Here is an 18,543-nt window from a genome sequence, read left to right on the forward strand (position 1 = left end):
CGGAACTAGAACTCCGCGCCTTCGACCAGGAAGCGCAGCCGCCGCACGCCTTGCCATTCGTCGGCATCGAGCCGGAACGCCAGCATCACCTTGGGCGGCAGGGGCTCGGTGTGGCTGAACCAGATCGCGTCGATCGGCTGCCCCTGGTGCCTGAGCTTGAGCGACAGGTGCTTCTCGCCCACCAGGCGCTGCGACACCACCTCCACCTCTTCGCTGAAGGTCGGCGGTGCGAAGCCCTGGCCCCACACCTCCTTGTGCAGCGTGTCGACCAGGTCGATGCGCATGTACTCGCGCGCGATCGGCCCGTCGGTCTCCAGCTGCCGCGTGAGCGCCGAGGCCGCCAGCCATTCGCCGGCCACCTGTGCCAGGCCCTGCTCGAAGGTCTTGAAGTGCTCGCGCGCCACCGTGCAACCCGCGGCCATCGCATGGCCGCCGAAGCGCAGCAGCACGCCCGGATGGCGCTTGGCCACCAGGTCGAGCGCGTCGCGCAGATGAAAGCCCGGAATCGACCGGCCCGATCCCTTGAGCTCGTGCTCCTTGCCGGGTGCGCCGCTCGCCGCGAAGACGAAGGTGGGGCGGTGAAAACGGTCCTTGATGCGCGAGGCCACGATGCCGACCACGCCTTCGTGGAAGTTGGCGTCGAACACGCTGATGGCCGGCGGCGGGGCTTCGATGCCTTCACCATCCGCGGCGAACAGCGACTCGGCCAGCAGCAGCGCCTGGTCGCGCATGCCGCCTTCGATGTCGCGCCGCTCGCGGTTGATGCCGTCGAGCATGCGCGCCAGCTCTTCGGCACGGCCCGCGTCGTCGGTCAGCAGGCATTCGATGCCCAGCGTCATGTCGGCCAGCCGGCCGGCCGCGTTGATGCGCGGGCCCAGGGCAAAGCCGAAGTCGAAGGTGGTGGCGGCGGACGCCGTGCGGCCCGCGGCCTTGAAGAGCGCGGCCACGCCGGCCGGCATGGCACCGGCGCGGATGCGGCGCAGGCCCTGCGCCACCAGGCGGCGATTGTTGGCGTCGAGCTTGACCACGTCCGCGACCGTTCCCAAAGCCACCAGCGGCAGCAGCGCATCGAGCTTCGGTTGCGTGGCCACGTCGAACACGCCGCGCTTGCGCAGCTCGGAGCGCAGTGCGAGCAGCACGTAGAACATCACGCCGACGCCGGCGATGCTCTTGCTTTCGAAGTCGCAGCCCGGCTGGTTGGGGTTGACCAGCACATCGGCCACGGGCAGCTCGGGGCCGGGCAGGTGGTGGTCGGTCACCAGCACCTGCAGGCCGCGCGCCTTGGCGGCGGCCACGCCGTCGACGCTGGCAATGCCGTTGTCCACGGTGATGAGCATGTCGGCTCCGCTGTCGGCTACGCGCTCGGCAATGGGGGGTGTGAGGCCGTAGCCGTCGACCACGCGGTCGGGCACGAGGTAGCTCACGTGCCTGGCGCCCAGCAGGCGCAGGCCGCGCACGCCGACCGCGCAGGCGGTGGCGCCGTCGCAGTCATAGTCGGCCACGATGCACAGGCGCCTGTCCTGCGCGATGGCGTCGGCCAGCAGCACGGCGGCGGCCTGCGTGCCGCGCAAGGTATCGGGCGGCAGCAGGCGCGCAAGGCCGTCGTCGAGCTCGTCCTTGGCGCGCACGCCGCGTGCCGCGAACAGGCGCGCCAGCAGCGGGTGCACGCCCGCCTGCTCCAGTGCCCAGACGGTGCGCGGCGGGATCTCTCTAGCTATGATTTTCATAGCGACTCCAGCACAGCCGAAGCCCGTTTGCGGTCGAAAAGGCTCCTGGCCCAGCGCGCCAGGCCGCGCGGCTGCAAGGTGTAGCGCTGCGCGGCGCGGTCGCCGCACAGCGTGAGCGCCACGTCGGCGCCGCGCGTGCAGTCGGCCAGCAGCGTGGCGATGGGGCCGGCGTCCAACGCCTGCCACGCTTGTGCCCAGCCGGCGCCGTCGTCGCGCAGCGAGGCCACGCGCAGCGCGTCGCTCACCTCGGGCGCGGGGCCGGTCGGCGACGGTGTTTCTTTCAGCGCGCCGGTGCCGCTGAGCCAGAAAGAATTGATGGGCGGCACGCCGCGCGCGGCGCGGTCGTCGTTCACGCGCTCGGTGTACAGCAGCATCTGCATTTCGTTCTGCAGCCGGCGCAGCGAGCGCGCGGCATCGGCCAGCGGCGACCACTGCGAGATCGGGTAGCCCACCGCGCGGTCGATGGAGGCGGTGGCCAGTCCGTCGAAGATGCGCGCGCGCGCCAGCCAGCGGCCGGGCACGGGAGACGCGTGCAGCGCAATGCCGTCTTCCTCGAAGAAGGGGCGCGCCACGGCCAGCAGCGCCGCCGATTCGGCCGCGTCGATCTCGATGGCGGACGGGTCGCCCAGCGCCACGTCGTCGATGCCGACCTGCCAGTTGCACAGCGTGACGAGGCCCCAGCCTTCGGCATCGTCCGGCGTGGCGATGCCGAGCTGCCGCGCCTCGAAGGCGGCCCAAGGGATGCAGCCGTCGGCCGCCTGAATGCCGAGCGCCCGCGCCAGCGCGCGTTCGTGCGGCGGCGAGCGCGTGCTGTCGTCCTGCGTGTCGGTGTCCGCGAGCGTGAGGCGCTGCAGCAGGGTTTCGAGGTTGGGCAGCCGCAACGTGGGCAGTGCCGCACGGCAAGCCGGGGAACCGCGGCCGGCAAAGGGGATCAACAAGTGACGTGGGAGGGTTTCGGCCATCTCCCTATTGTCCGGGAAGCCCTGAGGTCATCCGGAATGCCACAATTCCGACCCTATGCGATTTCCCTATGAACTGCAGCTCGGCTGGCGCTACACGCGCGCAGGCCGGGCGACGCGGCGCAACGGCTTCATCTCCTTCATCTCCGGTGTCTCGATGCTTGGCATCGCCCTGGGCGTGGCGGCGCTGATCATTGTGCTCAGTGTGATGAACGGCTTCCAGAAAGAGGTGCGCGACCGCATGCTCGGCGTGGTGTCGCACATCGAGATCTTCTCGCGCGACGGGCAGGCGCTGCAAAGCCTCGACCAGATCATGGCCGCGGCGCGCAAGAACACCGAGGTGGTCGGCGCGGCGCCCTTCATCAGCACGCAGGCGCTCATTGCGCGCGGCGAGGACATGAAGGGCACCATCGTGCGCGGCATCGACCCCAAGCTCGAACCCGAGGTGACCGACATCAACGGCATTGCGTCGAAGGGCACCTTCGACAAGCTGGTGCCGGGCGAGTTCGGCATCGTGCTGGGCGCCGAGTTGGCGCGCTCGCTGTTCGTGCAGCCGGGCGACCAGGTCACGCTGGTGGCACCGGGCGGACAGGTCACGCCGGCCGGCGTGGTGCCGCGGCTGAAGCAGTTCACCGTGGTCGGCACCTTCGATTCGGGCCACTACGAGTACGACTCGGCGCTGGCCATGGTGCACGAGCAGGACGCGGCCAAGGTGTTCCGCCTCGAAGGCCCCACCGGCATCCGCCTGAAGCTGAAGGACCTGAACGAGGCGCGCGACGTGGCCGACCAACTGGCCGTGAGCCTGCCGGGCGAGTTCCTCATCCGCGACTGGACGCGCCAGAACAAGACATGGTTCGCGGCCGTGCAGGTCGAGAAACGCATGATGTTCATCATCCTCACGCTCATCGTGGCGGTGGCGGCGTTCAACCTGGTCTCCACGCTGGTGATGACCGTGACCGACAAGCGCGCCGACATCGCCATCCTGCGCACGCTGGGCAGCTCGCCGCGCAGCATCATGGCCATCTTCGTGGTGCAGGGCGCGATGGTGGGCGTGATCGGCACGCTGGCCGGGCTGCTGCTGGGGCTGGGCATTGCCTACAACATCGACGTGATCGTGCCCTTCCTGGAGCAGCTGTTCCATGCGAGCTTCCTGCCGAAGGACATCTACCTGATCAGCAAGATGCCGAGCGATCCGCAGCAAAGCGACATCCTGCCGATTGCGATCATTTCCCTGGTGCTGGCCTTCGTCGCCACGCTGTATCCGAGCTGGCGCGCCAGCCGCGTGAACCCGGCCGAGGCCCTGCGCTATGAGTGACGTTGTATTGAAGGCCCGTGGACTGACCAAGCGGTTCCACGAAGGCCGGCTCGACCTGACAGTGCTGCATGGGGTGGACCTCGACGTGCACGCCGGCGAAACGCTGGCCATCGTCGGCGCCTCGGGTTCGGGCAAGAGCACACTGCTGCACCTGATGGGCGGGCTCGATGCGCCCACGGGGGGCAAGGTCGAGCTGCTCGGCAAGGACATCGCGCATGCGGACGCGGCGGAGCAGGGGCGCTTGCGCAACCAGCACCTCGGCTTCGTCTACCAGTTCCATCATCTGCTGCCCGAGTTCAGCGCGCTCGACAACGTGGCGATGCCGCTGAAGATCCGGCGCGTGGAGCCTGCCACGTCGGCGCAGGCGGCCACGAAGATCCTCCAGAGCGTGGGGCTGGGCGAGCGGCTGCACCACCGGCCGGCCGAGCTGTCGGGCGGCGAGCGCCAGCGCGTGGCGATTGCGCGCGCACTGGTCACGCAGCCGGCCTGCGTGCTGGCCGACGAACCCACGGGCAACCTCGACCGCGGCACGGCGGACAACGTGTTCGAACTGATGCTCGACCTGGCAAGGCGTCATGGCACGGCGTTCGTGATGGTCACGCATGACCAGGACCTGGCGAAGCGGTGCGACCGGGTGCTGCAGCTGGTGGCGGGGCGCCTGGCCGGCTGATTCCGGTCTTTCTCCCTCCCCCGCTGGGGGAGGGCCGGGGTGGGGGCTCGCGGCCTTCAACGCCATGCAGCCTTCAAGGCCGCGCGTGCCCCCATCCCAACCTTCCCCCAGAGGGGGAAGGAGCTGATTCAAAGGCAGGCTTCTTCTTCGGTCTGCCGCGCATCCAGCGGCAGCACGCACAACACCTTGCCGCCCAGCGTCAGCACCAGCCCGAGCCGTCCGCCCATCTGCACCACCTGGCAGACCGCGCGCGGCGCGCCCGGCCTGGGTGCCATGGCGGCCGACACCGCGACCGCACGCACCGGCGGCTGCCGCAGCATCGCGAACAGGGTTCGCGCATCGCAGTCGCTCAGCGCCTGCCGGTACGCCTGGAAGGCCGCTCCCGACCCGGTGTCTTCCCCGTCCCCGTCCTCCCCGTCCTCCCCGTCCTCCCCGTCCTCCCCGTCCTCCCCGTCCTCCCCGTCCTTGCCCTGGCGCAGCCGCAGCAGCGCGCGATGCAGCTGCTGCCGGCAGGCTGCCTCGGTCTTGCCGCTGGCCTGCGCAATCTCCTTGAAGCTGGCCTCGAAGACCTCGCGCAACAGCACCGCGGCACCATCGGCCGGCGACAGCCTGGCGGCGATCGAGCGCAGCGCCTGTTCGATGGACTCGGCCTGCGCCGCATCGGCTTCCGCCGAAGGTGCTTCGAGCGTGAGCGGATCGGCATCGCGCAGCCAGCGCTGCATCCAGTTGTCGCGCCGCAACCGATCTACCGCAAGGTTCTGCATCACCGTGGTCAGCCACGCCTGTGCCGAATCGGGCGGCTGCATGTCGCCGGCTTCGAGCGCGCGCAGGTAGGTGTCCTGCACCACGTCCTCTGCTTCGGCCTGCGTGCCCAGCATGCGCGCCGCCGCGCGAACCAGCCGGGCTCGCAGCGCCGGAAATTGCGAGAGATAGCGTTCATCGAGCATCGGCGCAGCTTGCCACAGCAGGCGCGATGTCACGAAACTGTGGGCTTGTTCGTCAAGACAGTCCAACCACAGGAGCTTTCTTCATGCACCCGATGTTCTCTCTGGAATCCGACGACGACACCAAGCCCGCCGCCACCGCCGAGCCGCGCAACTCCTACCTGGAAGAAAAGGCGTTCAAGTCGCGCACGCTGCTGATCTTCGGCAGCATCACCGACGCCGTGGCCGCCGACGTGACGCGCCGCCTCATCGCGCTGGACGCGGACAGCGCCGACAAGCCCATCGACATCCTCGTGAGCTCGCCGGGCGGCCACCTGGAGTCGGGCGACGCCATCCACGACATCGTGCGTTTCATCAGCGCGCCGGTGAACATGATCGGCACCGGCTGGGTCGGCAGCGCGGCCACGCACCTGTTCCTGGCCGCTCCGCGCGAGCGCCGGGTGTGCCTGCCGAACACGCGCTTCCTGATCCACCAGCCCAGCGGCGGCGCGGGCGGACAGGCGACCGACATCGCCATCCAGGCGCAGGAAATCATCAAGGCGCGCCTGCGCATCGCGCACGAGATCGCGCGCGAAACCGGCAAGCCGCTCGACGTGGTGCTGGCCGACATCGAACGCGACCGCTGGCTGTCGGCCGAAGAGGCCGTCGACTACGGGCTGGTCTCGCGCGTCATCCAGCGCAAGACCGAACTGAACTGACGGTTCAGGCCTTGGGCTTGTACGCGACGACGTCGATTTCGACGCGCGCGTCAATCATCAGCCGCGCCTCGGTGGTCGAGCGCGCGGGCTTGTTCTCGCCGAAGTAGCCCATGTAGATGCGGTTGAAGGCACCGAAGTCGCGCGCGTCCTGCAGCCAGACGGTGCTCTTGCACACGTCGTCGAGCGTGGCGCCGGCCAGTGCGAGCACGGTCTTGAGGTTTTCCATGACCTGGCGCGTCTGCGCCTCGATGCCGCCGGCCACGATTTCGCCTTCCTTGTTCACAGGCACCTGGCCCGACACGTAGACGAAATCGCCGGCGCGCACGGCCGGTGAGAAAGGGCGCACCTGACGGTCCGAAGCGAGGGGCGGGGCGCCGAGGTATTCGAGGGGCATGGGAACTCCTTGGGGATGAAAGATGGGGGAAGACACAGGGATCAAACGCGCCGCGAGTATCCCTCCATTCTGAAAATCTATTTCAAAATAACCCCGGACAGAGGGTTTACACGGATGATTTGGCACGGATAGTGCTTCAAAGTGCAGGCAGAAAAGAAAATTTCTTTCACAAACCGCCCACCTCGCGGCGCTTGCCCCAAGAAGGAGTCCCCCATGCCCCACGTCGGTCCAGTCCAGCGCCTGTCTTCCCCTTTGGTGCCCTTGCTGTCCAAACGCACCCTGCTGGGCGCTTCGCTGCTCGCGATGCTGTGTGCCGCATTGCCTCACCAGAGCGCCCATGCGCAGGGCCCGCGCAATTTCGCCACGCTGGCGATGGTGGCCGAGCCGCAGACGCTCGACCCGATGGCTTCGACCGCCGACCTGGTCGGAACCATCATGCAGCACGTGTACGAGACGCTCTACACCTTCGACGCCAAGTGGAACGTGGTGCCGATGCTGGCCGAGGGCATGCCGAAGATCTCGGCCGACGGCAAGACCTACGCCATCACCTTGCGCCGCGGCGTGATGCTGCACAACGGCCGCGAACTCACCGCCGACGACGTGGTCGCCAGCCTGCAGCGCTGGATGGAGCAGTCGCCGCGCGGCAAGGCCGTGGGCAAGGAAATCGACAGCCTGAAGGCCAAGGGCCCGCTGGCGGTCGAGGTGGTGCTGAAGGAGCCCTATGCGCCGCTGCTGTCGCAGCTCGCGCTGCCCAGCGGCATGGCCGCGATCATGGCCAAGGACTCGATCGCCTCGCCGCTGAAGGACTTCGTCGGCACCGGCCCCTACAAGTTCAAGGAGCGCCGCCCCGACCAGTTCGTGCTGCTCACGCGCTTCGACAAGTACGCCGCGCGCAAGGAGCCCGCCAGCGGCTACGGCGGCAAGCGCGAGGCGGCCATCGAGGAGCTGCGCTTCGTGCCCGTGCCCAATGCCAGCACGCGCGTCGAAGGCGCGCTGGCCGGCCAGTACGACTTTGCGGACCTGCTTCCGGTGGAAGCCCTGCCGCGCCTGGAGAAGTCCGGCGGCAAGACGGTGCCGATCATGACGCCCTCGTTCGGCTTCCCGTACCTCGTGCTCAACACCAAGGAAGGCGTGGCCGCCAACCCGGCCCTGCGCCAGGCCATTCAAACCGCGCTGGGCGAGGGCGAGATGCTCGCGGCCGGTTTCGGCGACACGCGCTTCTTCGTGGCCGAGGGCAACCACTTTCCGAAGGGCTCGCCGTTCTATTCGACGGCCGGCGCCGACCAGTACAACCAGCGCAACGCACCCAAGGCCAAGGAGGCCGCGGCCAAGGCCGGCTACAAGGGCGAGCCCATTCGCGTGCTCACCAGCCGGCAGTACGACTTTCACTACAACATGTCGCTGCTGATGGCCGAGCAGTTGAAGCGCGCCGGCTTCAAGGTCGACCTGAACGTGGTCGACTGGGCCACGCTGGTGCAGCGCCGCAACGACTCCAAGCTGTGGGACATCTACGTGACCCATTCGGGCCAGTTCCCCGAGCCCATGCTCTCGCCGCCGCAGCTCGGCGACGGCGCGCCCGGCTGGTGGGACACGCCCGCCAAGAAGGCGGCGCTGCAGGCCTTCAACGTCGAGAGCGACCCGGCCAAGCGCGGCGCGCTGTGGGGCAAGGTGCAGCAGGTGGTCTACGACGAGGTGCCGTACATCAACGTGGGCAAGTTCAACGGCCTGTCGGCCAGGAGCCCGGCGCTGGACAACTACACGCCCGCCACATGGCCGTTCTTCTGGAACGCAAAGATCAAGTAAGCCCGCAAGGACACCCGCCATGCCATCGCGTCGCCAACTTCTGCAAGCCAGCGCACTGGCCTCCGGCCTCGGAGCCTTGGGCCTCACGTCCACTGCCGTCCGGGCCGCAACGTCCGGCCCGGTCTACGCCTACGTCGGCACCTACAGCGACGGCGGCAAGCCGTGGCGCGGCGGGCGCGGGCTGGGCGTGCACCAGTTCGTGCTCGACAGCGCGACCGGCGCGCTCAAGCCCATTCCGGGCGCGCCGCCGGCCGTGGCCAGCACCGGCGAGGGCGCCAAGCTGCGCAACCCCGCATCGCTCGCGCGCCACCCGACGCTGCCCATGCTGTACGCGGCCAACGAGTTCGAGGCCGGCTCGGTCTCGGCTTTTCGTATCGGGGCCGACGGCGCCTTGTCGTTCGTGTCCGAGACGCCCTGCGGCGGCAAGGACCCGGCCTACATCAGCGTGCACCCCGACGGCCGCTTCCTCTTCACCGCCAACTACGCGAGCGGCGACGTCAGCGTGATCGCGCTGCGCGCCGACGGCACGCCCGACGCCGGCACCGCCGCCGTGGTCTACAAGGACATCGAGGCCTGCGGCGCCGGCACGCCCTGCAAGCCCGGCGCTGACGTGGTGCCCGCCGCCGCCCGCTCGCACGAAGGCTTCGCCACCAGCGACCACGACGGCCCGCATGCGCACATGGTGCATGCCGACCCGAAGGGCAACTTCGTGCTGGTGGCCGACCTGGGGCTGGACCGCGTCATCTCCTACCGCTTCGACCGCATCACCGGGGTGCTGAGCCAGCCGAGCACCGTGGCCGTGGCCGAGAGCTCGGGCGCGCGGCATTTCGTTTTTCACCCGAACGGCAAGTGGCTGTACCTGGTGAACGAAGAGGCCTCGACCATCGCCTTCATGCGCTACGACAACGCCACGGGCGTGCTTGCGCTGGTGAGCGAGACCTCGGCGCTGCCGCAGGGCTTCAAGGGCACCAGCTACGCATCGGGCATTCGCATGCTGCCGGACGGCCAGCACTTCGTGTCGCTCAACCGCCTGCACGATTCGATCTCGCTCTTCAGGATCGACGCGCGCACCGGCGCCCCCGCGCTGGTGCGCGAGGAGTGGACGCGCGGCAACTACCCGCGCAGCTGCACGCTCGACCCGAGCGGCCGCTTCCTCTACGTGTGCCACAACAAGCAGGGCGACAACGTGACGGTGTTCCGCGTGCGCAAGGGCGACATCCGGTTCACCGGCCAGTACGTGGCGGTGGGCAGCGCGTCGGCCATCGAGTTCTCTGCGTGATGAAAAGCGCTCCGCTTCGCTACATCGCCTCGCGCGCGCTCGGCATGCTCGTGGTGCTCGCCCTGGTGGCGGTGATCGTCTTCGTGCTCACGCGCGCGGCCTCGGGCGACCCGGTGTCGGTGCTGCTGGGCGACCAGGCCACCGCGGCCGACATCGCCCGCGTGCAGAAGGAATACGGGCTCGACAAACCGCTGCCCGTGCAGTTCGGCTACTGGCTGCGCGAGGTGCTGCAGGGCAACCTCGGCACCTCCATCTTCCTGCAGCGCCCGGTCACGCAGGCGCTGTGGGAGCGCGCCGAGCCGACCACGCTGCTGGCGCTGATGGCGGTGGCCATTGCGGCGCTCATCGGCGTGCCGTGCGGCATCGTCTCCGCCGTGTTCCGCGGGCGGGTGGTCGACCAGCTGTTCACCGGCATCGCGATGCTGGGCGCCAGCATTCCAAGCTTCTGGCTCGGCATCGTGCTGATACAGATCTTCGCGGTGTCCTTCGGCTGGTTCCCGGTGTCGGGCTACGGCGCGCCCGACGCGCCGCTGGCCGAACGCCTGCATGCGCTGGTGCTGCCGGCCGCGGTGCTGGGCCTGCTGAACTCGGCGCTCATCATCCGCTTCACGCGTGCGTCGATGCTTGACGTGCTGGGCGAAGACTACGTGCGCACCGCGCGCTCCAAGGGCCTGAGCGAAAGCACGGTGGTGTTGAAGCATGCGCTGCGCAACGCGCTGGTGCCCATCGTCACGGTGATCGGCCTCACGGTGGCGCTGATGATCGGCGGCGCCGTCATCACCGAGACCGTGTTCGGCCTGCCGGGCGTGGGCAACCTCGTGGTCAGCGCCGTGCTGCGGCGCGACTACCCGGTCATTCAAGGTGCGCTGCTCGTGATTGCGGCGATCTACGTGCTGATCAACTTTTCCATCGACCTGCTCTACGCCGTCGTCGATCCGCGCGTGAAGGTCTGAGGAAAGAAAAATGCAAATGCCTCGCATGCTCCGCCAGCTGATGCATCGCCGCATCGTGATGGTCTCCGCTCTGGTGCTGCTGGTGATCGCCATCCTGGCGATCGGCGCGCCGGTCTTCGCCTCCATGGACCCCAACGACACGGCGGTGCTCGACCGCCTGAAGCCGCCGAGCGCCGCGCACCTGCTGGGCACCGACGAACTGGGCCGCGACATGTACGCGCGCATCGTGCACGGCGCGCGCTACTCGCTGGCCATCGCGGCGCTCACCGCGCTCGGTGCCGTCATTGCAGGCACCGCGCTGGGCCTGATGGCCGGCTTCTTCCGCCGGCTCGACACGCCGCTGATGCGCGTGGTCGACGCGATGATGTCCTTTCCCGACATCCTGCTGGCCATTGCGCTGGTGGCCATCCTCGGGCCCTCGCTGCTCAACACGGTGCTGGCGCTGGTGCTGGTCTACACGCCGCGCGTGGCGCGGGTGGTGCGGGCCTCGACGCTGGTGGTGCGCGAGCTGCTCTTCGTGGAAGCGGTGCGCGCGCTGGGCGTGCGCACCTCGCGCATCCTGTGGCGGCACATCCTGCCGAACCTGATGTCGCCGATCCTGGTGCAGGTGTCGTTCATCTTCGCGTATGCGATCCTGGCGGAGGCGGGGCTGTCGTTCCTCGGCGTCGGCGTGCCGCCCGAGATCCCGACCTGGGGCACCATGGTCGCGGGCAGCCAGCAGTACGCGCACCAGGCTTTCTGGGTGGTGCTGTTCCCGGGCCTGGCCATCATCTTCACGGCGCTGTCGCTGCAACTGCTGGGCGACGGCGTGCGCGACCTGCTCGACCCGAAACTGAAGAAGACCTCGTGATGACGAACACCACCCCACGTCTCACGGTCAGCAACCTGAGCACCAGCTTTCCCACCGAAGACGGCCTCGTGCGCTCGGTGGCCGACGTGAGCTTCTCCATCCAGCCCGGCAAGACGACCGCGCTGGTCGGCGAGTCGGGCTCGGGCAAGTCGGTGACCAGCCTCACGCTGATGCGCCTCTTGCCCAAGACGGCCAATGCGCAGGTCAGCGGCAGCGCCTCGTTCGTGACGCGCGAAGGCAAGACGCTCGACCTGCTGCAGATCGGCGAACGCGAAATGCGCTCGCTGCGCGGCAACCAGCTGTCGATGATCTTCCAGGAACCGATGACCAGCCTGAACCCGGTGTTCACCATCGGCGAGCAGATTGCCGAGAGCGTGCGCCTGCACAAGGGGCTGGACCGCAAGGCGGCCATGGCGCATGCGCTGCGCATGCTGGAGCTGGTGGAGATTCCGGCCGCCGCGCAACGCATCCACGAGTACCCGCACCAGCTGTCGGGCGGCATGCGCCAGCGCGTGATGATCGCGCTGGCCATGGCCTGCGACCCGACGCTGCTGATCGCCGACGAGCCCACCACCGCGCTCGACGTGACCATCCAGGCGCAGATCCTGGAGCTCATGCGCCGGCTGCAGGCCGAGACGGGCATGAGCATCCTGTTCATCACGCACAACCTCGGCGTGGTCGCGCACCATGCGGACGACGTGGTGGTGCTGTATGCGGGCCGCGTGGTCGAGAGCGCGCCCGTGCGGCCGCTGTTCGCGCAGCCGGAGCATCCGTACACGCAAGGGCTGCTGGCCTGCCTGCCAGGCAAGGCGCGCCTGCCGGGACAGCCCCGCCCCAAGCGCCTGTTCGCGATTCGTGGGCAGGTGTCGAGCCCGCTGGCCCCGCCGCCGGGCTGCGCCTTCGAGCCGCGCTGCGACCTGGCGCTGCCCGAGTGCAGCGCCGCCATGCCGCCGCTGATCGAAACGCTCCATGGCCGCGAGGCGCGCTGCGTGCGCGTGCAGCCGGCGCAACCGTTGCCGAGAGTCGCATGACAAGCGCGCTGCCTGGTGTGTTGCTCCTTCCCCATCCGGGGGAAGGCTGGGATGGGGGCAAGCGGCGTTCGTTCGGCGCAGTGCTTCATCCAGTGCCGTCGTGCCCCCACCCCAACCCTCCCCCGGAAGGGGAGGGAGCCCAAACCAAAACCTCACGATGACCACCGCCGCCCCCCTCATCGAAGTCCGCGGACTCAAGAAATACTTCGGCAGCGGCGACCGTCCGGTGCGCGCGGTCGACGACGTGTCCTTCGCGATCCAGCCCGGCGAAACGCTGGGCCTGGTCGGCGAATCGGGCTCGGGCAAGAGCACCATCGGGCGCACCGTGCTGCGCCTGCTCGAACGCACCAGCGGCCAGGTGCTCTACCGCGGCGAAGACATCGGCGCGCTCTCGGGCGAGCGCATGCGCAAGCTGCGCAGCAAGCTGCAGATCATTTTTCAGGACCCGTACGCCAGCCTGAACCCGAAGATGCGCATCAGCGCCATCCTCGGCGAGGCGCTGTCCACCCACGGCCTGCACAAGGGCGCGGCCGCGCGCGACAAGCGCATCGCCGAGCTGCTCGAAACCGTGGGCCTGCGCGCCGAGCACGCCAGCCGCTTTCCGCACGAGTTCTCGGGCGGGCAGCGCCAGCGCATCGGCGTGGCGCGCGCGCTGGCCGTGGAGCCCGAGTTCATCGTGGCCGACGAGCCGCTGTCGGCGCTCGACGTGTCCATCCAGTCGCAGGTCATCAACCTGCTGGCCGACCTGCGCGAGCGGCTGGGCCTGACGATGCTCTTCATCTCGCACGACCTCGACGTGGTCGAGTACCTGTGCGACCGCGTGGTCGTGTTGTACCTGGGCAAGGTAATGGAAGTGGCCACCACCGACGAGCTGTTCGCGCGCCCCTCGCACCCCTACACGCAGGCCTTGCTGGCCGCCAGCCCGAAGCCCGACCCCGAGGTCGCGACCGAGCGCATCGCGCTGAAGGGCGACATTCCCAGCCCCATCTCGCCGCCCTCGGGCTGCGTGTTCCGCACGCGCTGCCCGCATGCCATCGAGGCCTGCGCGCAGACCGTGCCGCCGCTCGACGAAATTTCCACGGGACACTACAGCGCCTGCATCCGCAAGGACCTGCTCTCCAACATCACCGCATGACCATGACCGACAAAGCCGCTGCCGCCGACGCCATCGCCTCCGACTTCAACGACCCGCTTCTCAGCGACCGCTTCAAGGGCTACCCGCGCACCCAGGCGCCGCGCCGCCGCAGCGAAGTCGGTGCCGCCGGCTGGAACGTGCTGGCCGGCGACCTGCCGCTGCCGCTGGCGGTGCTCAAGCGCGAGGCGCTCGAGCACAACCTGGCGTGGATGCAGGCGCGCGTGCGCGAGTGGGGTATCGACCTGGCGCCGCACGGCAAGACGACCATGTCGCCGCAGCTGTTCCAGCGCCAGCTCGACGCGGGCGCCTGGGGCCTGACCTTCGCCACCGTCACGCAGCTGGCCGTGGGCGTGGCCGCCGGCGCGCGCCGCACGCTCATCGCCAACCAGGTGGTGAGCGACGAAGACCTGGCCGGCATCCAGCTGCTGCTGCGCGCGAATGCCGGCCTGCGCATCGTGTTCCTGGTCGATTCGCTCGCGCAGCTGGCCTTGATCGAGGACTGGACGACCCGCCATGCCGGCAGCCTGCCCTTCGAGGTGATGCTGGAGATCGGCGTCGAAGGCGCGCGCACCGGTTGCCGCACGCACGACGAAGCCATTGCGCTCGCCACGCGGCTGCGCGCCAGCGAGGCCACCCGGCTCGTCGGCATCGAGACCTACGAAGGGCAGGGCGCCACCGGCGCCAGCGAGCCCGACGCGGCCTATGCGAAGACACTCATGGATCGCGTGGAAGCCGTGGCGCGCCATTGCGACACGCACTCGCTCTTCGAGACCGACGAGGTGCTGGTCTCCGCCGGCGGCTCGGCCATCTTCGACCTGGTGGCCGGCCGCCTGAAGCCCGCGCTCGGCGCACCGGTGCGCGGCCTGCTGCGCTCGGGCTGCTACGTCACGCACGACCACGGCTTCTACAAGCGCATGGTGACCGCGGTCGACGAGCGCCTGGGCTGCGGCTGCGGCGAAAGCCTGGTGCCCGCCATGGAGGTGTGGGCCACCGTGCAGTCGCGTCCCGAGCCGGGCCTGGCGATTCTTGCGGTCGGCAAGCGCGACATCTCCTTCGACCTGTCGCTGCCCGTGCCCATCGCGCGCGCGGCCCGCGGCGCGCTCGAAGCGCAAACAGTGCCCGCCGGCTGGAAGATCACCGCGCTGAACGACCAGCACGCCTACCTGCGCTGGGACGCGGGCGAGGAAGCGCAGGCCCCCGTGGTCGGCGAGCGCGTCGGCCTGGGCATTTCGCACCCCTGCACCACCTTCGACAAATGGCACTGGATGCCCGTGGTCGAAGAGAACTACCGCGTGAGCGACGCGGTGGCCATGCACTTTTGAACGCGCACCGATGACGCCCTCCCTGCTTCAGAAAATCGCCGAGCTGCGCAGCAGCGCCCCGGCCACGCGGCGCGCGATTCTCGACCTGATCCTCGAAGACCCCGACCGCGCGCTCGAAGAAAGCTTCGAGCAGCTGGCCGAGCGCTCGCGCAGCTCGGTGCCGACCATCATGCGCACCTGCCGCGACCTGGGCTTTGCCGGGCTGCGCGAGTTCAAGCTCGCGCTGGCGCAGGAACTGGCGCTGGGCGGCTCGCCGCTGCACCGCCGCGTGAACATCGAGGATGCGGCCGACGAGGTGGTGGGCAAGATCGCGCGCAGCGCGGCGGCGTCGGTCTCGGGTGTGCGCGGACAGCTCGACATGCAAGTGCTCGAAGGTGCGGTGGCGGCCATTGCGGCGGCGCCGCACGTGGACATCTACGGCGCGGGCGCCACCTCGTGGTTCATGGCCAACGACCTGCAGGCACGGCTGTTCCGGCTCGGCCTGTCGGCCAACGCCTGGGCCGACTACCACCTGCAGCAGGTGGCCGGTGCGGCGCAGCGTCCGGGCGGCGTGGTCATCGCCATCTCGCACGTGGGCGGCATGCCGTCGCTGCTCGACGCGGTGGACATCGCGCGCGGGCAGGGTGCCCAGGTGGTCGCGCTCACGCGGCCCGGTACGGCGCTCGCGGCCAAGGCCGACTTTCTGCTCGGCCTGTCGGTGCCCGACGACGCGGTGATGCACGTGGGCATCGACGCCTACCTCACGCACCTCACGGCCATCGAGATCCTCACGGTGCTGGTGGCGCAGCGCCGCGGCGAGCCCGCGGTGCAGCGCCTGCAGCGCGCACGCGAGGCGTTCCAGCGCCACGGCATCGACGCCACCACGCACCCGCTGCAAAGCTGGGACGGCGGCGGCATCAACAGCAAGAAGGCCGCACCATGAACGAGACCACCAGCAGAGCCATCCTGCTCGAAGCGGGCCTGGTGGTCGACGGCTCGGGCGGGCCGTCGTGGCCGGGCGACGTGCTGCTGCGCGGCGACCGCATCGTCGCGCTGGGCGAAGGCCTGCGCGGGCGGCTGCCCGACGGCCTGGCGCTGGCCGACGTCGACGTGGTCGACTGCCGCGCCAAGGTGATCGCACCCGGCTTCATCGACGCGCACACGCACGACGACGCCATCGTGCTGCGCGACCCGCTGTGCCTTCCGAAGGTGTCGCAAGGCATCACCACGGTGGTGACGGGCAACTGCGGCATTTCGCTGGCGCCGTACCGCACGCCGCAGTCGAAGCCGCCGCTCACGCTGCTGGGCGCCGAATCGTTCCAGCACGCGACCATGGCCGCGTACCGCGCGGCGGTGGACGCGGCGCAGCCCGCGCTCAACGTGGCCGCGCTCATCGGCCACACCACGCTGCGCTTCGCGACCATGCAGGCACTCGACCGCCCGGCCAGCGCCGACGAACTCGCGCGCATGGCGGCGCTGCTCGACAGCTGCATGGCCGACGGCGCGCACGGCATGTCCTCGGGCCTGTTCTACGAAGAGGCCTTTGCGGCGCCCGCGGAAGAGGTCACCGCGCTGGCCCGCGTGGTGGCGCGCCACGGCGGTGTGTATGCCACGCACCTGCGCAGCGAGATGCAGCAGATCATCGAGGCGCTGCACGAGGCCGGCGACTCGGCCTTCGCGGCCGGCGTGCCGCTGGTCATTTCGCACCACAAGTGCGCCGGCCCCGCCAACTGGGGCCGCACCAGGGAAACGCTGCCGCTGATAGAAACACTAGCGCAGCGCCAGCAGATCGCGATGGATGTCTACCCCTACGTGGCCGGCTCCACCGTGCTGCGCGAGGACCTGGTGGACGGGGTGATCGACGTGCTGCTCACCTGGTCCGACCCGCACCCGGAGATGACCGGTCGCCTCGTTTCCGACATCGCGCGCGAGTGGGGCACCACCGAACAGGAGGCCTGCCTGCGCCTGAAGCCCGGCGGCGCCTGCTACTTCCAGATGCAGGAGGACGACGTGGAGCGCGTCATCGCGCACCCGCTCACCATGATCGGCAGCGACGGTCTGCCGCACGACCGCCATCCGCATCCGCGCCTTTGGGGTGCCTTTCCGCGTGTTCTGGCGCGCTACTGGCGCCAACGCCGCCTCTTCACGCTGGAGCAGGCCGTGCACAAGATGACCGGCATGACCGCGCGCAACCTGCGCATTGCCGACCGCGGCCTGCTGCGGGCCAACGCCATGGCCGACGTGGTGGTGTTCGACCCCGAGACCATCGCCGACACCGCCACCTACGACCGGCCGCATGGCGTGAGCCTGGGTGTGGAGCGGGTGTTCGTGAACGGCGTGCTGACCTACCGCGGCGGCGAGGCCGAAGCGCGTGTGCTCGCTCGGGCGGGCCGGATGCTGACGCGCGGCGCCTGAAAGACCGCGACGTCAGGCTGGTTGCTGGCCCTGCCGGTCGGGCGACGGGCCTAAGCTATCTGAAAGTACTAACAGTACGATAGAAAATGCGTCACACTGGCGCCAGACGGGCGGACCTCTACGTGACAGGAGCGACCATGGACAAGGACGCGAACAGCCTCGGAGCCGACTACGAACAGTGGCAAAAGCTCACGGACGACTACGAAAAGGCGCTCGACGCATTGGCTCGCGGCGAGACCGGTGCACGTGAACATGCGATTGCTCTTTCCTTGGCGCTGCGGCGTCTGTACCCGGTACAGAACGTCAGCACTGTGAATTAAATGCTTCGCCTGCTGGAGCGTTACGGACAGAATCGCTATCGTCGATTGATTTTCTATCTCGATGAGGGCATAGCCTCTTGGCTGTGAGCATTCATCAACTTATTCGCGAAGGTCGAAAACGTCTCGGGATGAGCGAGCAACAGTTTGCTGACGCCGTCGGAGTGAGCCGTGGTGCCGTACAACAATGGGAAAAGGCCGGCGGAACCGCACCGAAGCGAAGCAACCAGCCGCGCGTCGCCGAACTGTTGGGTGTCTCGCTGGCCGAACTGGTCTCCGGCGGCACCAACATCAGCCCGGGCTTCGACATGCGCGCTGAGGTGCCGCTGGTGTCCGAAGTCGAGGCGGGCAACTACACCGTCATTGACAACTTCAAGCCCAAGGGCCGGTTCGAAACCGTGCCCGTCACGGTGCCGATCAAACGCCACACCTATGCGCTGCGCGTGCACGGCGACAGCATGGTCAGCGAGACCGGCGACTCGTTTCCCGACGGCTCGCTGGTCATCGTCGAGCCCGAGATGGCGGCCTTGCCGGGCGACTACGTGATCGCCATGAACGACACGAACGAAACCACCTTCAAGCAGCTCATCCGTGACGGCGGCGACCTCTATCTCAAGCCGCTCAACACGCGCTATCCCATCAAGCTGCTGGGCAGCGCCACCGTGATCGGCGTGGTGCGCGAGTTCACCAAGCGCTTTCGGTAGCCGCTTTTCATTTATTTCCAGATAGATTTGCCTGCGGGCCGATGAATT

At 68.9% G+C, this 18,543-nt stretch carries 18 protein-coding genes; 14 read left to right on the plus strand and 4 right to left on the minus strand.

Annotation, left to right across the window (positions count from 1 at the left end; translation table 11 throughout):
* Window positions 1–5 precede the first annotated feature (5 nt).
* Window positions 6–1,727, minus strand: coding sequence for a single-stranded-DNA-specific exonuclease RecJ (gene recJ / locus ACSFBM_RS01705; protein ID WP_435482849.1), 1,722 nt, complete (start codon window positions 1,725–1,727; stop codon window positions 6–8).
* A complete protein-coding gene (locus tag ACSFBM_RS01710) occupies window positions 1,724–2,689 on the minus strand; it encodes a hypothetical protein (protein ID WP_435482850.1) in 966 nt (321 codons plus the stop codon). Before ACSFBM_RS01710 ends, recJ begins: the two co-directional genes overlap by 4 nt.
* Window positions 2,690–2,744: 55 nt before the next feature.
* On the opposite strand from ACSFBM_RS01710, the gene ACSFBM_RS01715 reads away from it, so the two are divergent.
* On the plus strand, window positions 2,745–4,001 hold the full coding sequence (locus ACSFBM_RS01715) for a lipoprotein-releasing ABC transporter permease subunit (protein WP_435482851.1): 1,257 nt from the start codon (window positions 2,745–2,747) through the stop codon (window positions 3,999–4,001).
* Window positions 3,994–4,671 (plus strand): lipoprotein-releasing ABC transporter ATP-binding protein LolD, encoded by a 678-nt coding sequence (gene lolD, locus ACSFBM_RS01720; protein WP_435482852.1) that lies wholly within the window; start codon window positions 3,994–3,996, stop codon window positions 4,669–4,671. The genes ACSFBM_RS01715 and lolD overlap by 8 nt, the downstream gene beginning before the upstream one ends.
* Window positions 4,672–4,799: 128 nt before the next feature.
* Here lolD and ACSFBM_RS01725 read toward each other — a convergent pair whose 3' ends face one another.
* Window positions 4,800–5,651: a sigma-70 family RNA polymerase sigma factor gene (locus ACSFBM_RS01725; protein WP_435482853.1), complete on the minus strand. Its 852-nt coding sequence runs from the start codon at window positions 5,649–5,651 to the stop codon at window positions 4,800–4,802.
* Window positions 5,652–5,701: 50 nt separating this feature from the next.
* Between ACSFBM_RS01725 and ACSFBM_RS01730 the strand changes: the two genes are divergently transcribed.
* Entirely contained in the window at window positions 5,702–6,313 is a 612-nt protein-coding gene (locus ACSFBM_RS01730) for an ATP-dependent Clp protease proteolytic subunit (RefSeq protein ID WP_435482854.1), read from the plus strand.
* A 4-nt stretch (window positions 6,314–6,317) separates the two neighbouring features.
* On the opposite strand, the gene ACSFBM_RS01735 is transcribed toward ACSFBM_RS01730, so the two are convergent.
* Window positions 6,318–6,707, minus strand: a complete 390-nt coding sequence (locus ACSFBM_RS01735; protein ID WP_435482855.1) for a RidA family protein — start codon at window positions 6,705–6,707, stop codon at window positions 6,318–6,320.
* Between the two features lie 213 nt (window positions 6,708–6,920).
* On the opposite strand from ACSFBM_RS01735, the gene ACSFBM_RS01740 reads away from it, so the two are divergent.
* The 11 genes from ACSFBM_RS01740 to ACSFBM_RS01790 all read left to right on the plus strand — a co-directional run bounded on the left by ACSFBM_RS01740 (window position 6,921) and on the right by ACSFBM_RS01790 (window position 18,495).
* Window positions 6,921–8,510 (plus strand): ABC transporter substrate-binding protein, encoded by a 1,590-nt coding sequence (locus tag ACSFBM_RS01740; RefSeq protein WP_435482856.1) that lies wholly within the window; start codon window positions 6,921–6,923, stop codon window positions 8,508–8,510.
* 19 nt (window positions 8,511–8,529) lie between these two features.
* Window positions 8,530–9,789, plus strand: a complete 1,260-nt coding sequence (locus tag ACSFBM_RS01745; RefSeq protein WP_435482857.1) for a lactonase family protein — start codon at window positions 8,530–8,532, stop codon at window positions 9,787–9,789.
* Window positions 9,789–10,742, plus strand: a complete 954-nt coding sequence (locus ACSFBM_RS01750; protein ID WP_435482858.1) for an ABC transporter permease — start codon at window positions 9,789–9,791, stop codon at window positions 10,740–10,742. Before ACSFBM_RS01745 ends, ACSFBM_RS01750 begins: the two co-directional genes overlap by 1 nt.
* A 10-nt stretch (window positions 10,743–10,752) precedes the next feature.
* Entirely contained in the window at window positions 10,753–11,592 is an 840-nt protein-coding gene (locus ACSFBM_RS01755; protein ID WP_435482859.1) for an ABC transporter permease, read from the plus strand.
* Window positions 11,592–12,623, plus strand: a complete 1,032-nt coding sequence (locus ACSFBM_RS01760; protein ID WP_435482860.1) for an ABC transporter ATP-binding protein — start codon at window positions 11,592–11,594, stop codon at window positions 12,621–12,623. Before ACSFBM_RS01755 ends, ACSFBM_RS01760 begins: the two co-directional genes overlap by 1 nt.
* Before the next feature lie 157 nt (window positions 12,624–12,780).
* Entirely contained in the window at window positions 12,781–13,758 is a 978-nt protein-coding gene (locus ACSFBM_RS01765) for an ABC transporter ATP-binding protein (RefSeq protein ID WP_435482861.1), read from the plus strand.
* Window positions 13,755–15,080 (plus strand): amino acid deaminase, encoded by a 1,326-nt coding sequence (locus ACSFBM_RS01770; protein WP_435482862.1) that lies wholly within the window; start codon window positions 13,755–13,757, stop codon window positions 15,078–15,080. Before ACSFBM_RS01765 ends, ACSFBM_RS01770 begins: the two co-directional genes overlap by 4 nt.
* Window positions 15,081–15,090: 10 nt before the next feature.
* Complete coding sequence (locus ACSFBM_RS01775; RefSeq protein WP_435482863.1) at window positions 15,091–16,002, plus strand: MurR/RpiR family transcriptional regulator; 912 nt, start codon at window positions 15,091–15,093, stop codon at window positions 16,000–16,002.
* Window positions 15,999–17,474, plus strand: a complete 1,476-nt coding sequence (locus ACSFBM_RS01780; protein ID WP_435482864.1) for an N-acyl-D-amino-acid deacylase family protein — start codon at window positions 15,999–16,001, stop codon at window positions 17,472–17,474. The genes ACSFBM_RS01775 and ACSFBM_RS01780 overlap by 4 nt, the downstream gene beginning before the upstream one ends.
* A 137-nt stretch (window positions 17,475–17,611) precedes the next feature.
* Complete coding sequence (locus ACSFBM_RS01785; protein ID WP_435482865.1) at window positions 17,612–17,794, plus strand: hypothetical protein; 183 nt, start codon at window positions 17,612–17,614, stop codon at window positions 17,792–17,794.
* 83 nt (window positions 17,795–17,877) lie between these two features.
* Window positions 17,878–18,495: a LexA family protein gene (locus tag ACSFBM_RS01790; protein WP_435483707.1), complete on the plus strand. Its 618-nt coding sequence runs from the start codon at window positions 17,878–17,880 to the stop codon at window positions 18,493–18,495.
* The last annotated feature ends 48 nt before the right edge of the window (window positions 18,496–18,543 follow it).

Origin of the sequence: Variovorax pasteuri (assembly GCF_051216435.1) — a bacterium.
In the GTDB taxonomy this organism is placed as follows: domain Bacteria; phylum Pseudomonadota; class Gammaproteobacteria; order Burkholderiales; family Burkholderiaceae_C; genus Variovorax.